This window comes from Bradyrhizobium sp. AZCC 1577 (assembly GCF_036924575.1).
Classification (GTDB): domain Bacteria; phylum Pseudomonadota; class Alphaproteobacteria; order Rhizobiales; family Xanthobacteraceae; genus Bradyrhizobium.
In genome coordinates, this window is record NZ_JAZHRQ010000001.1 from 3,937,624 (window position 1) to 3,955,422 (window position 17,799).

Here is a 17,799-nt window from a genome sequence, read left to right on the forward strand (position 1 = left end):
CTGCCTCCTTCGGTTATCCGTGTACTCGCGCGGTATCATTGTACGCCTACGCGTTTGGCGCTTTTTGCGAGGCGTCCGAAGCAATCCCAAGTGGCGCGCCCGCGCACCGGCCGACGCTGCCACGTCGGACATGCGGCGTAACGAGCGCGCGACGAAATTCCGCCGAAATATCGGTGAAGGTGGTAAGATTCATTTTGAAGGTCGCGGTGGAGGTAGGATGCATTCCAACTCCTCCAAGGTGCTCTGCTTCAGCGGTTATGCCCTCGACCTGCAGCGCTGCGCGGTCGTGCGCGGCGGGCGGGAGCTTCAACTGCGGCCGAAATCCTTCGATGTACTACGCTATCTCGCTGAGCACGCCGGCAGGCTCGTCTCCAAGGAAGAGCTGATCAAGGCAAACTGGCCCAACGTGTTCGTATCCGATGACTGTCTCGTGCAGTGCATCAGGGACATCCGCGAAGCGCTGTCCGACGATGCCCATGAGATCGTCAAGACCGTCCCGCGCCGGGGCTACCTGTTCGCGGCCGAGTTATCCGACCAGGAACTGGACAAGCGACCTCCGGCCATCGGCTCGCCTAGTCAGGACCTCACATTCTGCCGAACACAAGATGGCGTCAACATCGCCGTTGCATGTGTGGGCCAGGGCATGCCGCTTGTGTGTATTCCCACCTGGGCCACCCATGTCGAGTACGACTGGCAGAGTCCTATCCGCGGACCGCTTTGCCGTTTCCTCGCCGACCGAGTCCGGCTCGTTCGGTACGATGGTCGAGGTTTTGGGCTGTCCGATCGAGACATCACCGACATTTCCTTCACAACGTTCGAGCGCGACCTGGACGCTGTCGTTGATGCTTTGCATCTGCATCGTTACGCCATCTTGGGCATATCGCAGGGAGCAGCAACTGCCATCGCTCATGCTGCCCGCTATCCCGAACGTGTGTCAAAACTGATCCTTCACGGCGGCTTCGCGCTAGGCCGCAATAAACGCGCCTCTGCGAGAGAGGCGGAAATCGCGAGAGCGTGGATTGCCATCATGCGACAGGGATGGGGCGACGATAACTCCGCTCTGCTAAGGATATTCAGCTCTGTCTTTCTTCCCGGCGCTTCGGTCGAGCAGATCAAGTGGTACGCAAACCTGCTGCGCCTCTCGACATCAATCGAAAACGCGATCATGAACCGATACGCCGTTGACGATATCGACATTCTCGATCTGTTGCCGAAGGTATCTGCCCCAACCGTGGTCCTTCACTGCCGTCACGACAACGCAGCGCCGTTTGACGAGGGGCGTCGTATCGCCACGTCCATCCCGAATGCCAAATTCGTGATCTTGGACTCAGAGAACCACGTCCCCATACCGGGCGAGCCCGCCTGGTCAAAGTTCATCGGCGAGGTTGAGACGTTTTTGTTGGACGTCTGACACTCACTGTTTCGAGCGATCCGAGCGTCCGCATTTGGGTCAAAGCCGCGTCTCGCCCGTGTCGGTTTTATTTTCAAATTTCTCGTCGTTCGGACTCTGCGGCCGATGATCGCTCTTGAAATTCAACTGCGGATAATCCCGATCTTCTCTCTGATCGCACCAAGCTCGGCCTCGTCCCAGATGCCGATCAAAACGCCGTTCTTGACCTGCAACTGTTGGGCTGCATAGGCGGCGATCTTCGTGCTCGGCGTGGTGATGTGCATCTTCGGGTGCAGCGCCCAATCGAATAGCTCCGCTTGCAGCTGCGCCACGATGTCGGCGCAGGCCGGGTCGGCGCCGCGATCGCAAAATTCCTGCGGATCGGTTTCGAGGTCGTAGAGCATCGGGCGGAAGCCGGACGCGTGAATGTATTTCCAGCGGCCGTCGAACACCATGAACAGCCGGCAGCGCTCGATCGGCTGGTTCAGCATCACGCGGACGTCCTGCATGGCGTAATCGTATTCGGAGAACACCACCTTGCGCCAATCGGCAGGCGGCGCGCCGTGCAGCAGCGGCACCAGCGAGCGTCCTTCCAGGATATGATCCGGCGGCGTGGCGCCGAAATAGTCGATGAAGGTCGGCGCCAGATCGATCGCCTCAACCAGGGCATCGCTGACCGTGCCTCGCGTGGCATCGGCGGCAGGCGAGGGGTCGATCACGATCAGCGGGATTTTGGCCGATTGCTCGTGGAACAGGTCCTTCTCGCCCATCCAGTGATCGCCGAGATAGTCGCCGTGATCCGACGTGAACACAATCATGGTGTTGTCGAGCAGACCGCGCGCTTCGAGGAACTGCATCAACACGCCCATCTGGTCGTCGATCTGCTTGATCAGGCCCATATAGGTCGGAATGACTTTTTCGCGCGCCTCGTTGCGCGACATGTTGCGCGAATAGCGCATGTCCATATAGGCGGCGAACACCGGATGTGCGTTGGCGCGTTCCTCCTGCGAACGGATCACCGGCTGCACGTCCTGCGGCCCGTACATGCTGGCGTAGGGCTCCGGCGCGATATAGGGCCAGTGCGGCTTGATGTAGGACAAATGCAAGCACCAGGGCCGGCCGTCGTCCTCGGCTTCCGCGATGAACTCCATCGCGCGCCGCGTCATGTAGGGTGTCTCGGAGTGCTCGTCGGGCACGCGGGCAGCCTTGTCGGCGTGAACCAATAGCCAGCCGTTCTGCAGGCTACCGTCCTCGGCCGCGCCGGAATTGGCCCAGTGCTCCCACGGATTGGGCGCGTCGTAGCCATGCTGGCGCAGATAATTGTCGTAGGCCGGCCGCGGCCGTCCCGTCGGATGCAGGCCGTCGTCGCGCTCATAGGGCTCGAACCCGCATTCCGACACATGCACGCCGATGATCGAGTCGGCGGGGATGCCGAGGCTCTTCAGCCCCTCGAGGTCCGGCGCCATGTGCGTCTTGCCGACCAGCACGTTGCGGATGCCGATCTTCTTTAAGTGATCGCCGAGCGTCGGTTCGCCGACGCGCAGCGGCCAGCCGTTCCAGTGCGAGCCGTGCGAGCGCATGTAGCGGCCGGTATAGAACGACATCCGCGACGGGCCGCAGATCGGCGACTGCACATAGGCGTTGGAGAACAACACGCCGCGTTTGGCCATCGCGTCGATGTTCGGCGTCTTCAGCACAGGGTGCCCGGTACAGCCGAGATAATCGTAGCGAAGCTGGTCGCACATGATCCAGAGCACGTTCTTTGCAGGCGTTTTGGTCGTCATTTCAGGCATTTCGGCTGGCGTTGGGAGGGGGCTGGATGGTGCGATATGTCAGCGCAAATGACAATCGAGCGGGCGGCCAAACCACCGGGTCGGCCTTCCGATCCCGGAGGCGTTAACGTTTGGATAGCGCCATTTCTCGCAATTGAATGACGATCCATGGTTGCGCGTTAGCCTTACCGGCAATTTGGCCAAAGGCCTTAACCCCTGAACCGGCATGTTGGATTAAATTGGGACGTTAGAAAAACCGGATCCCAAGCGATGCGCATTGGCGTCACACTGGCACTTTTCATCGCGACGAATTCGACCGCCTTTGCCGGCGGCGGCTTCGAGATCGTGATTCCGGGCCGTCCCGGCGTTCCCGTCATCATTAACGGCGTCGATGCATCCTATGCGGTGGTCGAGGGTGACTGGGGCCTCGGCAAGGGCACCCATGTCGAGCCGACTGTCTACGGCGGCCGCTATGTCGATCCGGTCCCGCGCGTCGGTCATTATTATCCGAGCGCCGGCCGCATGCCCGGTTACGGGCGGCTGGAAATCGAGCCGCCGGCGAATCGAAGGTTGCCGCAACCGGCCGAGAGCTACCATCAGTCCTGGTCGGCGCAGTCGGCGCCGTTGCCGGCGCAGTCCAACGTGCCCGTCGATCCGCCCGAAATCATCTACGCACCGCGCGATGACAGGCGATGGCCGCATCACCTTCCACGTTAAGAAGACCAAGCAAATACGAACAGGAGAGAGTAATGCGTCAGATACTTAAAGGATTAGTGGCGGCAGTGGCCGTCATGGCTGCAGCACCCGCGATGGCCTGCGGTTACGCCCCGTGCGCAGCACCGGTCTACGTCGCCCCGGCCGTGACCTACGGCTATGCCGGCTGCAGCCCCTGCGGCGGCTGGGTCCGCGAGCGTCTGCCCGATCCAGAGCAGCAGTATTATTATGTCAACCAGGGCCCGACCTATACCGGTCCGGGCAATTTCGCGCCCTATCCGGTCTATCGCGAAGGCGCGATCTCCGGTTACGGCTATGGCTACAACCGTTCGTACGGCTATCATCGGAACGGTTACCGTTACACGGGGCGTTACTACCACGGTCGGCCCGTACTGCGCCGCTATTACTGATCCAGCGGTAGTTTGAAAGCTTCAGCGCCCGTTCGCTTTCCGCGAGCGGGCGTTGTTCATTTCATCAGGCCCAATCTGCTCGCGCCGATATAGAGCGCCAGCACCGCGGCGTTCGAAACATTCAGGCTCTTGATCTCGCCGGGCATGTCGAGCCGGGCCACCGCGCGGCAGGTTTCGCGGGTCAGTTGCCGCAGGCCCTTGCCCTCGGCGCCCAGCACCAGCGCCAGCGGTTGCTGCAAGGGCACGGCGGCGAGGTCCTCGGTCCCCTCGCTGTCCAGCCCGACCGTCAAGAAGCCGCGGTCGTTCAGTTCGGTGAGCGCGCGGGCGAGATTTTGCACGGTGACCAGCGGTACCAGCTCCAGCGCGCCGGAGGCGGATTTCGCCAGCACGCCGGTTGCTTCCGGGCTGTGGCGGGCGGTGGTGACGATCGCTTTCACCGCAAAGGCCGCCGCCGAGCGCATGATGGCGCCGACATTGTGCGGATCGGTGATCTGATCGAGCACCAGCACGATGCCGTCCTGCGGCAGCGTGTCGATATCGGGCGAGGGCAGGGGATCGGCCTCGGCCAACAGCCCCTGGTGCACGGCGTCCGGCCCGAGCCGTTGGTCGATCGCGTTGGGCCGGACGATTTCCGGGGCAACGCGGGTGTCGATATTCTCGTCCGCCAGCCGCCGGGCGGCATTTTCGGTCAGGAACAGCTTGCGGATCCGCCGTTCCGGGTTGGCTAGCGCAGCCGAGACCGTGTGCCAGCCATAGAGAATCGCCGGCCCGTCGGAGCTTGTTTCCCGGTCGCGCCGGCCCGGCGGACGGGCGAATTTCCGCCCTTTTTCGAAGGGTTTGCCGCCGCCGCGGCGGAACGGCGGTTTTCGGTCGCGATCGCTCATGGGGAGCTTGTGTCACGGGGGCCCGAATATGGCAATTTGGTCTGATCGAACCTATTTTTGGTAGTCCGCGTTGGTTGACTTTGCCATCCCGCTTCGCCCATAAACGCGCCGGTCGCAGCCGGTTCGAAACGGGCTTTCGGCCTCAGCGTCATCCTTGGGTCCGGTCCTCCGCCACTCGGGCGGTCGGTTCGGTGACGCTGTCGGACGGGGAAGTGTCCCGAGTGGCAAAGGGAGCTGACTGTAAATCAGCCGCCGTATGGCTTCGAAGGTTCGAGTCCTTCCTTCCCCACCATCCTGATATTATTCAGGATTTTTCGTTTTGCTGTGGAGTTTCGTGCGCGCCTTTTTGTTTGCGCACGCGGTGGGGTATGGGCTGGGGTGCGGGGATTGATGCGCTGGGATTTCCTTCTCCGTCCGTTCTAACGCGAGATCTTGACCGCCGTTCTTCGGTCGTTCGTTCTAATTAGGACCCTAATGTTGAGGGCCTACGATCCAAGTATGGCTTCGCTCGTGCGGGCCACCGAGTGACCAGGTAGACCTTCTCGTCGCTGTAATGGGGACGATCGATGACGTCCAGCTGGAAGTACGCATGGCGTCCAGCTGGAAGTACGCATAGTGAACTCCACGCAATACAAAAGCTGGCGGCGGCTCCGCTGGTGCGTTAGTGCGGCGCCGCGCTGTCCGACTAGCTCGCTGTTCATTTTAGCGCATGGGCGGGGCTCGCTGCCCTGTAGGTCGTCGGATCGCGGCCGATCGCGTAACGATTTGATCGGGCGCGCGTGTTCCTGACAAGCCACGAGCTGATCTCTGGACCCGCTGACATATGATCGCTCCGGCGCGCTTGCACTGACTGTGCGATGATGCTCGTTATGATGGAGATCAGCGGGTAATTCGCGCTAAAACTAGCTTCGGCCTTCCCGCCGATTCGTTGCCCACCCGTAGCACCAATGCCTGATCCGAACGCCGATCTAGATGACCTTGTTAATGAGCCGCGAGAGACCTTGGACGTGGAAGTCAAGGAGTGGCTTGACCTTACTGACCACGATCACCGCGCCGTCGTAGCCAAGGAAATCATAGCCCTTGCAAATCATGGCGGTGGCGTTCTGGTGGTCGGTTTTGAAGAGAAGGCTGACGGTACTTTCGACGTGGCAGCTGGTAGGCCCGCAAACCTAGATGCTTGGTCGCAGGACAACATCCAATCGATTGTGGCTAAGTACATCGATCCTGGAGTTCAGTGTCGCGTACTTCATCGGTCTCGAAACGGCGGAGCCGAGAAGTATCCCGTCATTGTAGTGCCCGGCGGCCATAGGGTGCCAATCCGCGCAAAGGCTGGCTCACCAGACGGCAAGAAGCTCATACCTCATCGCGTGTATATTCGTCGTCCCGGCCCTGCCGGTGAGGAGCCCAAAAGCGCCGAAGAATGGGACCGCTTTTTTGAGCGATGCCTCCAGAACCGCCGAGCTGAATTGCTCGACGCGATGCGTTCGATCATGGCTGGTGTGATCCCAAACGCCGGTCCTGCAACGCCCACCCGACTTGATCAGTTGAAGGATTTTGAAGCGAAGGCGATTGCCCGTTGGGAAGCGCTCGTTGCTTCGCTGCCGTCTGGCGTGCCCCCGACATTACCGAATGGCCACTATGATCTATCGATCGCCATTGACGGCGATTTCGATCGCCAATCCCTTTCCAACCTGTATGACACCATACGCTTAGCGGTCCGGAACCATTCGGGTTGGCCACCCTTCGTGAACCTCAGTCGAGCCCCCTTTAGGCCAAAGCCGGCAGACGGAGCTATCGAGTGTTGGGTCGGCCCTGACGATGACGGGTCTTTCGACAAGCCGGCGCACCACGACTTCTGGCGCATCTCGCCTGAGGGCTTGCTATTCACGCGGCGAGGATATCCTGAAGATGGAGGATGGAAAGGTGTGAAGCCCGGCACATCGCTCGACATCACTACACCAACTTGGCGACTGGGCGAGGCAATCCTCGAGGCGTTCTACATCGCCCAGGCGCTTCATGGAACGAATGCAAATCTAATCCTATCGGCGAAGTGGACCAAGCTTGCTGGCCGGGTTCTCGTCTCCCATGGCAACTCTCGTAGGATCATGTTCGACGGGTACCGGACCGGCCAAGACCACTATGAAGCCACTGCGACGGTCGGAGTGGCTTCCCTTCCGGATGCTCTTCCCGAGGTGGTCTTCTCCATGCTCGCACCACTCTACGAGCTTTTCGACTTCTTCAAGTTGCCCAAGCGGCTGGTTGAGGAGGAGCTGAAGGAGATGTCGCGGAACACCTTTGCCCATTGAGCAATTGCACTGCGCACTTCGGTCCCCGCTAGTTCGAGCAGATCAAAAGCGCAGAGCGAAACTTCATTGTCGTATTCTCGCGAGTGCAACAGCGCGAAAGTCGGCATTCCCTTGCTGTCATACACGATCCCCTCGCCATCGAGCAGGAACGACGTAGCCTTGATCTTCCGCGCAGCCTGGATGATCCGTGGAAAACGTGCGGTCCAATCAGCGCCGCGGCGCGTAAAGACGCGCACGCTGTCATCGCGCTTGCGCACCATGAGCCGGTATCCGTCGTGTTTGATTTCGTAGACCCAATCCGGCCCCACCGGCGCGAGCTTCGCGACAGTCGGGATGCACGGGTCGATGAAGCCGGAAGCGGGGCGTACGCTCGATCGCCATCGCATGCCGGGAAATATAGGCAATGCGGGCAATAATCCTAGTCTGACCGCGCGGAAGGCGGCGATGCTGGAGGCCATGACGAAGGAGGCTAGCGGACGAGGTAGCGCGGCGGACTAGGGTTGGTTTCTCGCGGTCAGGGAGCGCCTGAAAACGCCCAATCAATTCTCCTCCGGCCTAAAGCCTTGCAGCGCCCATCTAAGAGCACAGGCGAATAATAGCACAAGAATGGGCGGCCCAAAAATCGCGACCAACAACGTGATGTCCCGGTCTGTAATACCCATTGGCTCGGTGCACTCAAATGGGGGAACATTTGGCATATTGCTCATTGAGTAAGCGCACGGCTTGATGCCATGGCGATCTAGCCAAAAGAGCAGACAGCCAACCGCAACCCAAAGTCCCCCGAGAACGGCCCACATTCTGAAAAGGCCAAGTCCCCATCGTATGCCCATATCGCCCCACTCTAAGCTAATGGGGAAATCTACCACGAAGCACGTGTGAAGTGATGCTACTTTGACGGGCGGGCTAGCGCCTCAGCAATGACAGGGAGATAGGCAATGATCTTGGGTGTTCCGGCCCAGGAGAGACTATTCCTAGCGGCTTGTCATCTTGTTCATGTTTTGTGCTATCGTGAGATGAGAACACCCCGAGAAATCGAAATCCTGTTCAGGCGCCTTCGCTATACGACCAGTTAGGACGCCGAGCCGAAGGTCTTTGCGGAACAATCCAGAGGGAGTTGAAGGAGCGCTATGGACCTAGATCGCGTCCGTTCCGAAATCGAGCACATGCGCGTCCAAGTCGGAAAACAGCGTAGGGAAATCCTTCAGCTTCAGCGCGCCGGCATTGCGACGGCATCGGCCGAGCTCTTGCTGGGGAGGATGCTGGCGAAGATCGAAGGTCTTTGCGCCGAGCGGGACCGGCTCAGGAAGGAGCAGGGTGGTCCGACGAAGGGGCGCGTGCTGGGCGGCCGGAGTTGGTGATGCCAGAGTCGCTCAAGTGGTACGATGAGAAGGCGGACAATTCGCCGTGGATCAGAGTGCTAGCAGAAGTGCGTCACCGGGCGACGCGCGAGGGCTACTGCTTTCAACATGTCCAGGCGATCACGGTTGCCATCGATCAGTATGCGGAAGCCGCGTTGGGCAATAGGAGCTACTTCCTGAACAAGCCCTATAGCATCGGCGGATCGACAAACGGTAATTAAACACCATGAATCGACGCCGTTCGCCGATCGTTCCTATTGTGCAGACTTGTTCGTACGTCCATTTGTTGACCCCTTAACACTCTGCTAAAGCCCATCTCAGATGCTGGAACCTGAGATTCGCCGCGCACCGCTTTAGGCACTATATTAAGCATCCAATGAGCGAGTTTGTCCGCCCCCGCTACCAAAATGCCCCTATAGCAGAGGCTTTGATCGATATTCGGGTCATGCAACCGGACGCCGTCACTTTGGATCAATTGACGAGCACCGCTGACGCGTTGGGGAACGCTTTCCCCGTACGGCACCCAATTAATTATGTTGAATTTGGCTTTGATTTCGCCGCGGGCGCAGCCAAGAACAATCAATCGCAATTTGGATGGCGGCTCGAAGCTGAAAACAGGGTTTTGCAACTACAGCGAATCGGTTTCACCTATAGCCATCTTCCGCCCTACACGGATTGGGACACGTTTCGGAATGAAGCTCGCGAATGCTGGAATAAATTTCGAGACCATGTTGGCCAGTCAGCAGCCAGCAGGATCGCTGTACGCATTATAAACAAGATTCCAGTCCCACAAGGGGAAATCGCCTTGGAGGAATATCTGTCGACTTATCCCGTCGTGCCGCCGCAAATTCCGGCCACGGCCACGGCTGCCTACATGCGGCTGCAATTCGCGATGCCGAAAGTTCTTCCAACCGCGACAGCGATATTAAACGTTGCTCGTGGTATGGCAGACCAAAGCGGACCCCATCTTGTCTTGGATATCGACCTGTTTGCGACGGGCGTGTTCGAGGGCGATAACGAAATTTGGACATCGCTTGAGAAGTTTGGAATTGAAAAAGACGTTATCTTCGAGTCCTGCATTACAGACAAGGTTCGAAAGGCAATCCAGTGACCGCAATTAGATTGTCAGATCCAAGCTACGCACACACGTTTGGCAGTGGCGGTGTGTCACCAATTGCGACAGAGATTGATGGCGTCTTCGTCGATCGACCGCTGGAAAGCGAAACGCGAAAAATTCGGTCGCTCTCGTCGGATGCCGGAGTGCCTAGGGATCGCGCAATAGACACCGCTCTCCACTTTCTAGGACTCTTGTTTGGGAGAGCAGTCAAACTTGGATCGTGGTCAAGCCCTCACATTACACTCAGTGAGAACAGCGAAATCGTTTTTGAGTGGTGGCACGGAAACAAGAAAATCACGCTCTACTTTGGCGATGGCGAGCCTGAATACATAAAGGTTTGGGGTACCGACATCGACAATGAAATGGATTCCGGTGCGTTAACTGACGGCTGGAATCTCACGTCTCTTTGGCTGTGGTTGTATTCGTGATGTAGCCATGAGCGTGATCCATATCGACGACTCGCACGATCTTTACCGGTCGATGAGAGAGGGGGAATATACGACGCTAAACGGCAAGGTTACCTTCTCGGCTTCTGCCTTCAATGATCGTGACCGGAAACCTTCGGTCGATACTTCGGCGATTAGAAATGACCCGCGCGAAAGCCGCCGCTCACCCGACCAAGGTGTTGCAAAACTTACAGCCGCTGAAGTTCGAAAAACGCGTGCCATTCCGATTCGGGATGCAAAGGGCAACGTGACTGGTGAACACTCCGTCGATGTTATTCATCGCCCGATAAAGGACGATCCTGATGGACAGCCGGACAACCCAGCCCATTGTCAAGTCGAATGCCATCCAACGATGGACAATGACAATAGGTTCAAGAGGCTGAAAGAGGCGCTTGCTGCGATAGCCAGCAAATATGGATGGGTAGTCGCGCCAGGAACACCATAGCGTCTCAGGCATTCCAACGAGCTTCACCGGCGCGAAGGCCAGCCCTCGCGAGCAGGCTGAAGTGTCCTAGCTGCGGATCGCGACGCGTGGCGCTCGTCTTTCACATGCCCAAAGAGCCGCAGGTCCAAAAAGCCAGGAGGGTCGGATGACACCACTTGAAACCGCCAAATGCCGACGCATAATCGGGCATTTGGGGGGAGGGCATGAGGCTCATTTTCATTGCGCTCATATCGTTGTTCTGGATTGGCACCGCGTGGGCAGAACCAATCTCGTCAAATCGTATTACAGTTTTGGATGGGGACACTATCCGCATTGATCATAAGAAGCCGGATTATCGCCTTGTCGGATTCAATGCGCCTGAAACGCTACGAGCGCAGAACGACATTGAAGCTACGATGGGGAAGGAAGCTGCCAGCCGGTTGCAAGAGCTGGTGAATGGCGGTGATCTGGACTTCCTAAGAGTGCCTTGCGCTTGTCAGCCAGGGACGGAAGGGACGCTTGGCTGCAATTTCGGTCGGTTGTGCGGAACGCTAAAGGCTAAAGGGGTCGATGTTGGCGCAACGCTGATAAACGAGTGGCTGGCAGTACCCTATCTCTGCGGTGCAACGAGTTGCCCTAGAGCGCCTAATCCGTGGCGCAGATGATCGATCTGCGCTTGTACGGTCGTCCTTGAAGTCGTGGGCAATCCTTGCATCGCATGTAGCGCTCTAGCTCCTGGATCGGCGTCGTCTTTGGCCGCCGGACGACATCGAGCACCACAGTCTGGTGGGTATCGCAGCCCAAGCAGCGGACCTCAAGATAGCCGTATCCGGCATTAAGAGCGTCGCCGAGGGCAGGGGACGGCTGCGCCGGCCCTTTGAAGCCAAGCATACGCATGTTCCAAGCTTTACACGCCAGCTGATCGGCGGCCTTGCGGGCTTCCGCCGCGCGCTCGGCTGCGGCGCGGACGGAACTGCCGAAGAGATGCTCGCGGCCCTTAGTTGTCACGGCAAACGCCATCTTCGTCGCGCCCATGACGGCGGCAAGACGCTACTGATTGCGGTGGACAATCGGGTTCGCCACTACCTTTCGGCTAGTCGCCGAGGTAAATCGCTTGCGACCATGATGGCATATAGGTGAAGGACAGAGGCTTTCGTATGAGACGTGAGTACGACCTGTTGGCAATCTGCATGCTAATGCTCACTCTCACGCTGATCGGTGCGATGGCGACGGACCCAAAAGGGTTCTCAGTGCAATCATGGCAACCCTTGATAGCCGCCCTAATTGCGTTGGGCGGCGCAAGCATGGTGTACCGCGGAGCCACGCTGGCCTACCGAGCTGCTATGGCAAAAGTGAGCTTAGATCGGGAGGAAGCTGAGCGAGAGCGAAACATTGAGCGCCTTGGTCTGTTTTTGCGATTGAGCACCTCTCTGTATTCCGTCATTGGGAGTATTTCGGGGTGCGTTTATCTGATTGATGAGAAGGAAACTGAAACACCCTCAGAAGTGTTGGTTCTCGACCCGCGGCAGCTGAAAGTCTACAATCCGCCGGAGCTTTCCGATGCCTGGAATAAAATTCACTTGCTCCCAGACAACATAATTACAGACATCGCGGTGCTCATAGAAATGTTGGCTCGCCTTGAAGAGGAACTCATTGAACATAAGGACGAGAAGTGGACGATAGAGTTTTCTGAAGCGTCACCAAACAACAGAAAAACTCGTCGACCGCCTGAATACCTGCGGTGGTATTCCCAGCAATGTCAAAGCCTTTCTAGCTCCTGCGAGCGTATCATCGACACGCTAAAGCCAATGATCCCCGGACTGCGTAAATACGATTGATGTTGCGCAGTGATCCGATCGGCTGCCTCCGCCTCTCGCTATTTCAGATTCGAGAGAGCCAGCCGGTTACTGTGCACGGGAAGAGCGTCGCTTCGGTGGCGCTCTTTTCGGGAAATCCAGAGCTATGGCAGACAGGCCCTTACCCCGGCGCATCGAGTACACACGCCTGTATTTTGGGATGGCGCAAAAACCGCGCCAGATGGATCGATTGCGTGCCGTGATTTGATCACGCGCATATCTTTCTGCACCGTAAGCAGCCCAACGGGCGTGCCGTCGACATTCAGTTCAACAAATGCGGTAGCGCCCATGCGGTCGGTAACCACGATGGCTCTGTTGCCAATGCCGGGTGAGATGCCAATCCGAGCGTATTGACTGTCGTTAGAGTTGGTGTCGGGCGACGTGGTGATGAAAATCTCTTCCTTGTAGCCATCAATCGAGCATTTCAGCACGTCGGCAAGCGAATAGGTTGGCGTGAGCATCGAGGCGGCAATCAGCAATGTGCGCATGGTCATGGCTTGTTACCTAATTGCTTGAGCCCATTCAAATCGGGCTAAACTCAACGTACTCGCAGTTCAGGTCCGGGTTCCGTTGCTGCCATTGATATTTGTACTCTCGCTCATCCAACATGTTGCACGAGATCAAACCCGCCTCGGCGTTCGGATTGGTAACTGCCTTTCGCGAAAAATAATTCCAGAATGTGCTGTATTTCGTCTTGTCAGGCTCAAACCTACTCAATTGAACGACCCCGCATGGACCGTCAGCTTGAGAAATCACAATCCAAGCATTGGTATCGGATCGGCGGAATTTTTGTTTAAAAGTATAAGATGAGACCAAACAGGTTCGCTTATCTTTCTCGATGCCGGTGCTCACTATTTTCATCCAGCTATCGATATTGGGCGCGCGACAGAAAGAAACCATCTGGCTGGAAATAGCAAGAACATCTGCTTTCTCCCGCTCGCTCATCTTTGACATCCCTTGAGGGTCAGGCGCAGCTTTCTTTCCTTGTAGGATCATCGACAGGGTTTCGTATTCGGCGCATTCCTTTTGGCTCATTTGCATCGGCTTTGAAATAAATTCTGCCTTGGCATCAGCCAGCTTTTTTATAGCGTCGTCAGCGTTCAATTTGCGTCTAACTGAGGTTTGCGTGAACTCGCAATCCATTGAGAATTTATCGGAGGTCAACTTGCAGTAATGCGTAAGAGACGCCGCCTCTATCGTGTTGTAGACTATTCCTGTTGAGGGATAATCAGGTGATTGAGCCGAAGCGAACCCAATACTAGCAAGGCTTGCCGTCACGACAACAAACGCACAAGTAAATTTCATAATGAAATGCCCCATCTGCCTGTTGTAGGTCACCCGAACCGGGACCGCTTTGCAAGGGGGTCGAAGCGGCCGATTCCGCTTTGCACACTAGGGGAAATCTAGGCCTCTGCTGCTGCGCGTCCACCCTCAACCGGAAAGCGGAACACCTCTTTCGAGGCAAATGACCGCTTCGGGCCACTAGCCAATGCTACTACTTGAAGTTTTGGTACTACCTGAAGTTTTTAACTATCTGTAGTTGCCGTGGCTGGCTGGCAATCGGCTGGCGGGGCTAGGCATTTTTGAACCATCGGCATCGCCACGGCTATCCGAGTTGACGATCAAAGAACTCGGAGCTGAGTAAAGCCGCCTCAGTTGGAGGCCTCTTCTATTCAGCCCCCGTCAATGTTCGCCTCTGGCCCTTTCTGGCCTAACGGCTCGAACCAGTGACATCCCTTCATTGGAAAAAAGCGGACTTTGCCGGCATAGGTCATCAATATGCCAAGGAGCTAGAAGTAAAGTTGGTCAATCAGCACCAATGCGGGAACGCCCATGCAGACGCCGCCGGTTGATCCCGATGTCGCCGATGTTGCGCCCTCCGGTAGCGCGTTGACCTCTTACGACAAGGAGCACCTTGTCACGTATCTGCGCCTGCTCGACGCTCATGCGGAAGGTGCGGACTGGCGCGAAGTCGCACGAGTGGTGTTGCATCTCGATCCGGATCATGAATGTGATCGGGTCCGGAAGGCGTTCGACAGCCATCTATCGCGCGCCAAATGGATGACGGAGCTCGGTTATCGTCAACTGCTTGGTTGTGGCACGTCGGCTTAAAGCGACGCTGCCAATTCGCCGGCAAATTATCGACTTAGCTGACGTGGGGCGCTGCGACCAAGGTCCGCGTCTCACCCTCTCAGCGTTGTCATGTCCGCTGGCTAGGGTAATCCTGACATTAACATTGCCCAGGCCGGACCTCTGCTTTTGACCCACAGCGGTCATCTCGGATTGCTTCGGACTAGGGGTGGCCTAGTAACACAAAGTCACGAGCCGCATCATCGTTCTGCTGGCCGGGCCGGACCCTTGAAGCTAGACTTCGTCGATTGCGTCAACACGAGCCATAACTTGCCCGACGGCCATGTTATAATTTAATTTCATGGCAAGCGTTTCCGCAACGCGTCGATGTCATCGGACATATATGGTCATTCAACCGTGTTGGATATCGAAAAAATTGCAAAATCAATAGTTGGCTTTTCCGACTACTTCAGCCTTCGGATTATCCTACTGCTGCTCTCGTGCTATATGATTTATCGCTACGCGTGGTCTCCTGACTATTATGGGTTTGCATCTCGCATCCATGGTGACCTGACAACAGTCGTCAATAAATTCTCTAACGACAAGCTCTTGGGGTTGTTCAAGCTTGACGTTACAGTCCCCTTTCTTTCCCTGTTCGTGCTCATCTCTTTGTTGGACATTCATATGAAGGTACTCACCTTCATATCTAAATTCTTTCCACTTACGTTCTCACTTGTCTTCCATGGAAATTACCCTCTCACTAAAAATGAGCCTGCGATATTTGATGAGTGGACGAAGGTCAGCGGAGTATATGACTACTCTACATACAAATGGATGATTGCTCGAGACTTTTACGACGACCTTGACCCTCGGCTATCCAGCCACACCTATGGAACAATTTTTTCACTGATTAGCTATCTAAGAGCCTATGGATACATTCTCTTTGTCGGCGCAGTGTTTTTTCCGAGCATTTTTGTCAATCATTCACGATGGCACATCCTAGCGATAGCTCTTACCTTGGTACTCGTCAGCGTTTTCGTCCTTTTGATAGAACAGCTACGGTCCAGTATTAAACATCAGCAAGAGACTGCCTATAGATTTTCCGCCTACATACGCAAATACAATGCTCTGAAACAAATCCCCAGCATTGAGAGACCGCAAGAAGTCGAACTCACGTCACCTCCAAAGGACAAGAGCAGAGACGAATTACTCGAAAGCTTTGTTCCGTCAATTCGAGTATACTTTGTGCTGCCAATCTTGGCGGTGGAATATGATTTCAGGCCCTCCTGGGCGGGATTACGACGAAGCGTCTTACGTCGGACAAAGCCCGGCCGGCGGAACAAGGAAGTGTGAAACTCGTAGGCGGTTCTCCTGCAATCGCTTAGGAGATATCGACGCGATGGCCCTTGGAGACCTCCAGCGACATCCGCTATTGCGCCGCTGTTGGCGGACAAGCCGACGTCAGGCGTGCGCGCGAACGTTATTTTCGAGATCAGCATGGGTCATGTCACGACCGCGCTTCCCCATCCCACCAAGTTCGACGAGATGGCGCAAGGCGAGCGCCGCGCGCGTCATTGCTTACGCGGCCAGTGCGATTTGCCGAAAGCAAAGCCGGGCGGCAAATGGATTGCAGACAGAGGATTCTCGATGCGTCCGGGCCGGAAGTTGGTCCGCTCGATAATGATCTCCCGCGTCTCAAGCGTAGGCCTGATGATAAGCTCGCGGCCATAGTAGTTGTATCGCTCGGGCGTGACCGGGATTGCCTTACCATCTGCGCCTATGGTCGCTTCAATAAAATCTTCGCGCAGTGCTTCTCGCTGGAATTTCACCCGTTCGGTGTCGGGCGGGCTGGCAGGGTACTTATAGACCCAGCACAGCCGCTTCTCACGCCCTTCACTCGGGAGCCGATCCGGGTGCTTACGATGTGCCGCGTCGGTGTTGCGCACCGGCTCGAAGCCCGGCGTGTGTCGGCCAGCTTCGTTGATCGTATTCGCTTCAGCGTTAATTTCTTCGAGGCGGGTGAGCACATCCGCAATCGCCGCGGCGTGTTCATCGTAGGAGCGAAGAAGATTGGCGGCTTCAACCTCGACGGCGTTGCGCGCGGCTTCAGCGCGAGCACGAAAGCGCTCTGCCTCGGCTCGCTTCTCGGCTTCTGCTTCGGCCGCGAGCGCTTCGGCATGCGCTTTTTCGAGGTCGGCAACACGAGCCTCGGCGCGGTCGGCGGCCCGACGTTGTGCTTGGTACTCGGCTTCCGCCTTGATGTGTTCGGCATCACTCATGGTCGAAAGGTCAGCTAGTGCGGCCCCGCGCTTGGCGACGGCGGCGGCGTGCTCAGCGCGCGCCTTTTCGATCTCGGCAGCGATGGCCAAGGAAGTGGGAGTTTTTTTCCCGAAGATGTGATTCAGGAGTTTCATTGTCGGTTAGCCTTCGTAAATGGTGCGGGGCGGGGGCGGTGGATCAGCGATAGCTGGCGAGAGCTTCGCCGATGCGGAGCCAGCGATGGTAAGTCGTGTGCTCAACGTGCGCCGCGAATACGAGATTGTGCGCCATGCCATGCCGCGCACGGAACTGTTCATCAGCGAGCGCTCGGCGAGCCGCTGCGAGGTCGGTGGTCGCAGCCTTAAGATCTGCGAGAAGTCTGGCGCGGCTCATCGGGCGACTCCCACCTTGTGTTGCGCAAGCCATGCATCAAATGCAGCTACGCTGTAGCGGCAAGAACCACCGACCTTCACGAACTCAGGGCCAATCCCCCGTTCGGCGTAGTTCTTGAGCGTATTCGGCGAGAAACCGCCGCGCGATGCGATCTTGCGTCGGGAGAGAAAAATCTCAGACATTTCGACCTCTAGCAAAAGTCACAGCGGGGTTCGGCCGCCGAAGCGCCCCGCTGCACTTGTTGTTTTTGCTTTGTCAGAGCGATGGTGACGCGAGCAATGTGCGCAATCTGCTCAGAGTCGTCAGGCCCGATTCGGTATCCCTCAGGTCGGGTACCCGTGCGCCCGTTGGCGCGAGGCGACGAAGGCGCCGGTCCATCAGTTCGAGGAAGCCGTGCGCC

21 protein-coding genes and 1 tRNA gene are annotated in these 17,799 nt (G+C 57.2%); 13 read left to right on the plus strand and 9 right to left on the minus strand.

Going from position 1 to position 17,799, the window contains the following annotated elements; translation table 11 throughout:
• Positions 1-217: 217 nt before the first annotated feature.
• Positions 218-1,411 (plus strand): alpha/beta fold hydrolase, encoded by a 1,194-nt coding sequence (locus tag V1278_RS18310; protein WP_334381802.1) that lies wholly within the window; start codon positions 218-220, stop codon positions 1,409-1,411.
• A 122-nt stretch (positions 1,412-1,533) separates the two neighbouring features.
• On the opposite strand, the gene V1278_RS18315 is transcribed toward V1278_RS18310, so the two are convergent.
• Positions 1,534-3,174: an alkaline phosphatase family protein gene (locus V1278_RS18315; protein ID WP_334381803.1), complete on the minus strand. Its 1,641-nt coding sequence runs from the start codon at positions 3,172-3,174 to the stop codon at positions 1,534-1,536.
• 258 nt (positions 3,175-3,432) lie between these two features.
• Here V1278_RS18315 and V1278_RS18320 point away from each other — a divergent pair, with 258 nt between their 5' ends.
• Positions 3,433-3,879 (plus strand): hypothetical protein, encoded by a 447-nt coding sequence (locus V1278_RS18320; RefSeq protein ID WP_334363405.1) that lies wholly within the window; start codon positions 3,433-3,435, stop codon positions 3,877-3,879.
• Between the two features lie 32 nt (positions 3,880-3,911).
• On the plus strand, positions 3,912-4,286 hold the full coding sequence (locus V1278_RS18325; protein ID WP_334363404.1) for a hypothetical protein: 375 nt from the start codon (positions 3,912-3,914) through the stop codon (positions 4,284-4,286).
• A 56-nt stretch (positions 4,287-4,342) separates the two neighbouring features.
• Here V1278_RS18325 and rlmB read toward each other — a convergent pair whose 3' ends face one another.
• Positions 4,343-5,170, minus strand: coding sequence for a 23S rRNA (guanosine(2251)-2'-O)-methyltransferase RlmB (gene rlmB, locus V1278_RS18330; RefSeq protein ID WP_065748092.1), 828 nt, complete (start codon positions 5,168-5,170; stop codon positions 4,343-4,345).
• A 206-nt stretch (positions 5,171-5,376) separates the two neighbouring features.
• Between rlmB and V1278_RS18335 the strand changes: the two genes are divergently transcribed.
• Both V1278_RS18335 and V1278_RS18340 read left to right on the plus strand, forming a co-directional pair.
• A tRNA-Tyr gene (locus tag V1278_RS18335) sits at positions 5,377-5,462 on the plus strand.
• Positions 5,463-6,177: 715 nt separating this feature from the next.
• The gene (locus tag V1278_RS18340) at positions 6,178-7,476 is read left to right on the plus strand and encodes an AlbA family DNA-binding domain-containing protein (RefSeq protein WP_334384208.1); all 1,299 of its coding nucleotides are present in this window, start codon (positions 6,178-6,180) and stop codon (positions 7,474-7,476) included.
• Here V1278_RS18340 and V1278_RS18345 read toward each other — a convergent pair.
• Positions 7,389-7,934, minus strand: coding sequence for an ATP-dependent DNA ligase (locus V1278_RS18345; protein ID WP_334381804.1), 546 nt, complete (start codon positions 7,932-7,934; stop codon positions 7,389-7,391). The genes V1278_RS18340 and V1278_RS18345 overlap by 88 nt on opposite strands.
• Positions 7,935-8,603: 669 nt before the next feature.
• On the opposite strand from V1278_RS18345, the gene V1278_RS18350 reads away from it, so the two are divergent.
• From V1278_RS18350 to V1278_RS18370, 5 genes are all read left to right on the plus strand, one after another.
• Positions 8,604-8,834, plus strand: a complete 231-nt coding sequence (locus V1278_RS18350; protein ID WP_334381805.1) for a hypothetical protein — start codon at positions 8,604-8,606, stop codon at positions 8,832-8,834.
• On the plus strand, positions 8,834-9,055 hold the full coding sequence (locus tag V1278_RS18355) for a hypothetical protein (protein ID WP_334381806.1): 222 nt from the start codon (positions 8,834-8,836) through the stop codon (positions 9,053-9,055). The genes V1278_RS18350 and V1278_RS18355 overlap by 1 nt, the downstream gene beginning before the upstream one ends.
• Positions 9,056-9,210: 155 nt before the next feature.
• Positions 9,211-9,945, plus strand: coding sequence for a TIGR04255 family protein (locus tag V1278_RS18360; protein ID WP_334381807.1), 735 nt, complete (start codon positions 9,211-9,213; stop codon positions 9,943-9,945).
• On the plus strand, positions 9,942-10,379 hold the full coding sequence (locus tag V1278_RS18365; RefSeq protein WP_334381808.1) for a hypothetical protein: 438 nt from the start codon (positions 9,942-9,944) through the stop codon (positions 10,377-10,379). The genes V1278_RS18360 and V1278_RS18365 overlap by 4 nt, the downstream gene beginning before the upstream one ends.
• A 7-nt stretch (positions 10,380-10,386) precedes the next feature.
• Positions 10,387-10,842 (plus strand): hypothetical protein, encoded by a 456-nt coding sequence (locus tag V1278_RS18370; protein WP_334381809.1) that lies wholly within the window; start codon positions 10,387-10,389, stop codon positions 10,840-10,842.
• 624 nt (positions 10,843-11,466) lie between these two features.
• Here the strand turns inward: V1278_RS18370 and V1278_RS18375 are convergent.
• A complete protein-coding gene (locus V1278_RS18375) occupies positions 11,467-11,829 on the minus strand; it encodes a hypothetical protein (protein ID WP_334384209.1) in 363 nt (120 codons plus the stop codon).
• 149 nt (positions 11,830-11,978) lie between these two features.
• Between V1278_RS18375 and V1278_RS18380 the strand changes: the two genes are divergently transcribed.
• Positions 11,979-12,659, plus strand: a complete 681-nt coding sequence (locus V1278_RS18380; RefSeq protein WP_334381810.1) for a hypothetical protein — start codon at positions 11,979-11,981, stop codon at positions 12,657-12,659.
• 122 nt (positions 12,660-12,781) lie between these two features.
• Here the strand turns inward: V1278_RS18380 and V1278_RS18385 are convergent, their stop codons facing one another.
• Together V1278_RS18385 and V1278_RS18390 are read right to left on the minus strand one after the other, a co-directional pair.
• Positions 12,782-13,171 (minus strand): hypothetical protein, encoded by a 390-nt coding sequence (locus V1278_RS18385; RefSeq protein ID WP_334381811.1) that lies wholly within the window; start codon positions 13,169-13,171, stop codon positions 12,782-12,784.
• A 28-nt stretch (positions 13,172-13,199) separates the two neighbouring features.
• Positions 13,200-13,997 (minus strand): hypothetical protein, encoded by a 798-nt coding sequence (locus tag V1278_RS18390; RefSeq protein WP_334381812.1) that lies wholly within the window; start codon positions 13,995-13,997, stop codon positions 13,200-13,202.
• A gap of 513 nt (positions 13,998-14,510) precedes the next feature.
• On the opposite strand from V1278_RS18390, the gene V1278_RS18395 reads away from it, so the two are divergent.
• The gene (locus V1278_RS18395; protein ID WP_334381813.1) at positions 14,511-14,789 is read left to right on the plus strand and encodes a DNA -binding domain-containing protein; all 279 of its coding nucleotides are present in this window, start codon (positions 14,511-14,513) and stop codon (positions 14,787-14,789) included.
• Between the two features lie 375 nt (positions 14,790-15,164).
• Complete coding sequence (locus V1278_RS18400; protein ID WP_334381814.1) at positions 15,165-16,100, plus strand: hypothetical protein; 936 nt, start codon at positions 15,165-15,167, stop codon at positions 16,098-16,100.
• A gap of 218 nt (positions 16,101-16,318) precedes the next feature.
• Here V1278_RS18400 and V1278_RS18405 read toward each other — a convergent pair whose 3' ends face one another.
• The 3 genes from V1278_RS18405 to V1278_RS18415 are packed head-to-tail and all read right to left on the minus strand — an operon-like array spanning position 16,319 to position 17,581.
• Positions 16,319-17,161 carry a hypothetical protein gene (locus V1278_RS18405; RefSeq protein WP_334381815.1) on the minus strand — a complete coding sequence of 281 codons (843 nt, stop codon included), beginning with the start codon at positions 17,159-17,161 and terminating at the stop codon, positions 16,319-16,321.
• A gap of 43 nt (positions 17,162-17,204) precedes the next feature.
• A complete protein-coding gene (locus tag V1278_RS18410) occupies positions 17,205-17,399 on the minus strand; it encodes a hypothetical protein (protein WP_334381816.1) in 195 nt (64 codons plus the stop codon).
• On the minus strand, positions 17,396-17,581 hold the full coding sequence (locus tag V1278_RS18415) for a helix-turn-helix transcriptional regulator (RefSeq protein WP_334381817.1): 186 nt from the start codon (positions 17,579-17,581) through the stop codon (positions 17,396-17,398). The genes V1278_RS18410 and V1278_RS18415 overlap by 4 nt, the downstream gene beginning before the upstream one ends.
• Positions 17,582-17,799: the final 218 nt, after the last annotated feature.